Source organism: Streptomyces pathocidini (assembly GCF_001418495.1).
GTDB lineage: Bacteria > Actinomycetota > Actinomycetes > Streptomycetales > Streptomycetaceae > Streptomyces > Streptomyces pathocidini.
In genome coordinates this window covers 1-4,728 of record NZ_LIQY01000443.1, presented here as the reverse complement: position 1 = coordinate 4,728, position 4,728 = coordinate 1, and the positions used below count along the sequence as shown (strand labels likewise).

Annotated in this window: 5 protein-coding genes; 1 reads left to right on the top strand and 4 read right to left on the bottom strand. The window is 73.4% G+C overall.

The annotated features are described in order from the left end of the window. The 4 genes from AOK16_RS19830 to afsQ1 all read right to left on the bottom strand — a co-directional run. Positions 1-515, bottom strand: a 515-nt coding sequence (locus AOK16_RS19830; RefSeq protein ID WP_055473545.1) for a VanZ family protein, incomplete at its 3' end; no start/stop codon positions are given. A 118-nt stretch (positions 516-633) separates the two neighbouring features. Continuing rightward, a complete protein-coding gene (locus tag AOK16_RS19825; protein ID WP_240483656.1) occupies positions 634-1,290 on the bottom strand; it encodes a hypothetical protein in 657 nt (218 codons plus the stop codon). After that, complete coding sequence (locus AOK16_RS19820) at positions 1,287-3,035, bottom strand: ATP-binding protein (RefSeq protein WP_398719415.1); 1,749 nt, start codon at positions 3,033-3,035, stop codon at positions 1,287-1,289. The genes AOK16_RS19825 and AOK16_RS19820 overlap by 4 nt, the downstream gene beginning before the upstream one ends. After that, complete coding sequence (gene afsQ1 / locus AOK16_RS19815; protein ID WP_205627738.1) at positions 3,032-3,709, bottom strand: two-component system response regulator AfsQ1; 678 nt, start codon at positions 3,707-3,709, stop codon at positions 3,032-3,034. The genes AOK16_RS19820 and afsQ1 overlap by 4 nt, the downstream gene beginning before the upstream one ends. A 200-nt stretch (positions 3,710-3,909) precedes the next feature. Here afsQ1 and AOK16_RS19810 point away from each other — a divergent pair, with 200 nt between their 5' ends. Beyond that, positions 3,910-4,695, top strand: coding sequence for a SigE family RNA polymerase sigma factor (locus AOK16_RS19810; RefSeq protein WP_055473543.1), 786 nt, complete (start codon positions 3,910-3,912; stop codon positions 4,693-4,695). The last annotated feature ends 33 nt before the right edge of the window (positions 4,696-4,728 follow it).

Below are 4,728 nucleotides of genomic sequence, written 5' to 3'. Positions count from 1 at the left end.
CCCGTACCCCGTCCCGAACCCCGGCTCGTACCGCACCCCGCGCCCTGGCCCGCGCGGCACGCGTCGAGCCGCGCGGCCAGCAGGGGCGTCAGCAGCAGGTGCGCGGCGGCCACTCCGGCGGTGTTCAGCAGCAGCACGTCCACGTCGAGCGTGCGCCCCGGCACGTCGGTCTGGAGCAGCTCGATGGCCAGCGACACCATCGCGCCCGAGGACACGGTGTGCGCGAGTGACCCCAGCAGCCCGCCCCACAGCCGGCCCGTGACCATCGGCAGCAGCACCCCGAGCGGGGCCAGCAGCAGCAGCGAGGGGCCGAGTTGGAGCAGGGCGTGCCAGGGGCCCTCCGCCAGCTCCGCGCGGACCGTCGCGAACGGGTGGAGGTTCGCGGCCGGGACCCACGGCACGTAGCGGGGGCGCAGCGTGAGCCAGCCGACGAACAGGAGATACGCGGCGAGGAGTACGAGTCCTGTCGCGCGGGATCGGGCGGTCGGTCGGTCGTTGGGGCGATGGCGCTGCACGCTCAGGAGGACGCCGCCCGGCGTGCTACTGGTTCCCCGGTCAGTCCGGTGGAGTGGTTGTGGTCTGCGCCACGTCCGGGGTCCGGGCTACGGCCGGGGTCTGTGTCGCGTCTGGGGTCTACGCGTCGGGAGTCCGGGCCATCTCCGGGGTCTGGGCTACGTCCGGGTGGGCGCGCAGGCTCTCGGTGCAGCGGTAGCGGCGCGGTTCGTCGTCGGCGGGGCCGCCCAGCAGGACCGCCGCCTCGGCCGCGGCCAGGGGCGTCTCCGCGTAGGTGCACACCAGCTGGCCGAGGGCGTACGAGGGCAGCTCGTCCGGCAGCCGGTTCAGGCGCAGGGTCGCGGCGGGGTCGCCCTCGCGGGCGGGGGAGACCTCCAGCGAGGCGGGGACGTCGCTGTCGAAGCCCGCGTCCTGCTCGGGTCCGCTCGGCTCGGCGCGCAACTCGTCCAGCAGGGCTCGGGCCAGGCCCAGCCGGTCCGAGGAGAACCGGCCCTCCGGCATCCGCAGCGCGCGGTCCACGGGCACCAGCTGGGTGTTGCACACGAGGTAGACCCGGATCGGTACGGCCTCCGAGTGGTCCGCGGCACCGCTCCGCGGGGCCTCGCAGGAGGCGCGCGAGGGCGCGGGCCCGGCGTCCACGGGCACGGAGGTGCCGCGGATGCCGCAGCCCGCGGCGGCCAGCACGCCCACGGCCATGGTGGCGGCCACGGCGGCGCAGCGCTGGGTCGTGGCCGGTGCCCGCCGCCTGGCTGCGGACGGGGTGGACCGCCGCGTCATCGGGTGCCTCCGTTCGCCGGGCCGTTCGGGCGGCGCGGGCTGTCCTCGTGGCGCCCACCGCCACCGTCAGCAGCGCCGCCGTCGCCGTCGTCAGCAGCGCGACCGCCACCGTCAGCAGGGCCGCCGCCGTCAGTGGAGTCCTCCACGGCGTCCACGGCGTCGTCCGGGTCGTCCGTCAGCCGGGAGGCGTCCAGCGGCAGCCGGAGGGTGAACACGGCGCCGCCCTCGGGGGAGTTGGCGGCGGTGATGTCGCCGCCGTGGATGTGCGCGTTCTCCAGCGCGATGGACAGGCCCAGGCCGCTGCCCTCGGAGCGCGGCCGGGAGGCGCTGGCCTTGTAGAAGCGGTCGAAGACGTGCGGCAGCACGTCCTCCGGGATCCCGGGGCCGTGGTCGCGCACCTCGATCACCAACTCGGCCTTCGGTGTGCCCTCCGCGGCGGTGCGGACCGCCACGCGCACCGGCGAGCCGCCGTGTTTGAGGGCGTTGCCGATCAGGTTGGCGAGTATGACGTCGAGGCGCCGCGGGTCGAGGCGGGCCATGATGCCGCGCTTGGCGTCGAGTTCGACCGCGTCGAGCCAGGCCCGCGCGTCGATGCAGGCCGTCACCTGGTCGGCCACGTCCACGTGGTCCAGGACGAGCCGGGCCGTGCCCGCATCGAAGCGGGTGACCTCCATCAGGTTCTCCACCAGGTCCCCCAGGCGCCGGGTCTCGGTCACCACCAGGCGTACCGCGGGCTCGATCATCGGGTCGAGGCTGTCGGCCTCCTCCTCCAGCACCTCGGTCACGGCGGTGATCGCGGTCAGCGGGGTCCGCAGCTCGTGCGACATGTCGGCGACGAACCGGCGGCTGGCCGCCTCCCGGGCGCTCAGCTCCTCGACGCGTTCCTGGAGTGAGGCCGCGGTGCTGTTGAACGTACGGGAGAGGTCGGCCAGTTCGTCCGTACCCGAGACGCGCAGCCGGGTGTCGAGCTTGCCCTCGCCGAGCCGCCGGGCCGCCTCGCCCAGCCGCTGTACGGGCCGCAGCACGGTCGAGGCGGCGGCCTGCGCGAGCAGCGCGGAGCCGATCAGGGCGAGCGCGGTGGCGATGCCGAGCGACCAGGCCAGCGAGTTGAGGTCGTCGCGCTCGGAGGCCAGCGACTTGAGCATGTAGCCGGTCGGCCCGTCGCCGATCACCTTCGCGCCGCCGACCAGGTACGGGTCCCCGCCGTGCGTGATCCGCTGCCAGTACAGGTGGTACGGCAGCCCGTCGCCCTCGTCGGCCGGGCGCTCCTTGTCCACCGCCGTCCGCAGCGACCCGGGCACCAGGGTGAGCGAGAACACGCTCGCGTCGGAGGCCGCGGCGCAGTCGCTGCCGTCCTGCTCCTTGTCGATCAGCACCACCTCGTAGCGCTGGGTGGTGCCCGCCATCCGGTTCGCCGCGTCCTGGAGCTGGTCGCAGGAGGGGCGCAGCGGCAGCGAACCGGCGTTGTCCTCAAGGGACTTGCGGAAGTCGTTGAGCGAGGCGTTCTGCGTGCGGGTCAGCACCGCGTCCCGGTTCAGCCAGTACGCGATGCCGGAGGCGGCCACCGCGGCGGTCAGTGCGACGAGCGCGAACACCACGACCAGCCGCAGCCGCAGACTGGTGAGCCGCTGCGCGACGGCGCCCCAGCCCCGTACGCGCGGGTGGCGTATGGGGCTTGTGCCGGGCTGGTCCTGCGGGTCGTTCGAGGGGTGCTGCGGGGAGTCCTGCGGGGGGCCGTCCGTCACTGCGGTACGTCCAGCCGGTAGCCGACGCCGCGGACCGTGCGGATCAGGGTCGGCGAGGACGGCACGTCCTCGACCTTCGCGCGCAGCCGCTGCACGCACGCGTCGACCAGGCGCGAGTCGCCCAGGTAGTCGTGCTCCCACACCAGCCGCAGCAGCTGCTGGCGGGAGAGCGCCTGGCCCGGCCTGCGGCTCAGCTCCAGCAGCAACCGCAGCTCGGTGGGCGTCAGTTGGAGGTCCTCGCCGTTCTTGGTGACCGTCATCGCCGAACGGTCGATCACCAGGCTGCCGAACGCCGCCGAATCGCTGGACTCCCGCTCCCCGCGCCGCAGCACCGCCCGGATCCGGGCGTCGAGCACCCGCGGCTGGATGGGCTTGACCACGTAGTCGTCGGCGCCCGACTCCAGGCCCACGACGACGTCGATGTCGTCGCTGCGCGCGGTCAGCAGGATGATCGGCAGCTGGTCGGTGCGCCGGATCCTGCGGCACACCTCGAACCCGTCGATGCCGGGCAGCATCACGTCCAGCACGATCAGGTCGGGCCGCTGTTCGCGCAGCAGCTTCAGGCCGTCCTCGCCCGTCGCGGCGGCCACGACACGGTGGCCCTGGCGCGACAGGGACAGCTCGAGGGCCGTACGGATGGCGTCATCGTCCTCGATCAGCAACAGGAAAGGCACGGTGGTCATTCTGGCGCAAAGACCGCCGAGAGTTCGACCAACCGGTGCATGCCGTGCGATCCGCTCCCCTGTGACACGGCTGTGACAGTTGGAGGACAGCGTGATGAAACTGGCCCGGCAGTGTTTTTGGCACCGGGGAGTACGACGGCCCGGACTGCACGCGAAGACGGTTTGCATCACTCCACCGAGGGGGGCGCGAGATGAACACACTGCACAAGGCCACGACCAGCGCAGTTGTCACGCGTCTGCACACGCCGACGCATCCCCGCGCCGCGTACGGCCCCCGGGTGGGGCGCCAGCGTCCGCCGTATTCCCCCGGCTACCGCTGGGGGGATCCCCACGTCATCGACGCGGTCCGGCTCGCGGACCCCGGGTCGACGGCGGCTCAGCCGGAGGCGCAGACCCCGGCCCCCGCCCCCGCTTCCGCCTCCACTTCTGCCTCCGCCGCCGAGAGGGAGGGCGTGTCGGAGGCCGAGTTCACCGCCTTCGTCCGCGAGCGCCGCGCCTCGCTGTACGCCACCGCGTACCACCTGACCGGTGACCGGTACGAGGCCGAGGACCTGCTCCAGAGCGCGCTGTTCTCCACCTACCGCGCCTGGGACCGGATCGCGGACAAGGCGGCCATCGGCGGCTACCTGCGCCGCACCATGACGAACCTGCACATCAGCGCCTGGCGCCGGCGCAAGGTCAGCGAGTACCCGACCGAGGAACTGCCCGAGGTCGTGGGCGAGCAGGACGCGATGCGCGGCACCGAGCTGCGCGCCGTGCTGTGGCAGGCGCTGGCCCGGCTCCCCGAGACCCAGCGCACGATGCTCGTCCTGCGCTACTACGAGGGCCGTACGGACCCGGAGATCGCGGAGATCCTCGACATCAGCGTCGGCACGGTCAAGAGCAGCATCTGGCGCTCCCTGCGCCGGCTGCGCGAGGACGAGGCCCTGAGCTTCGGCCGCGACGAGGAGGAGTCCTTCGGCGAGTTGGTCGCCTGAGGGCGGGGGGAGCAACGGGGGCCGCTGGTCGGG

Excerpts from the sequence above, each read along its gene's own strand:
- AOK16_RS19825 (WP_240483656.1), bottom strand. The coding sequence starts at position 1,290 with ATGACGCGGCGGTCCACCCCGTCCGCAGCCAGGCGGCGGGCACCGGCC.
- AOK16_RS19810 (WP_055473543.1), top strand. The coding sequence starts at position 3,910 with ATGAACACACTGCACAAGGCCACGACCAGCGCAGTTGTCACGCGTCTG.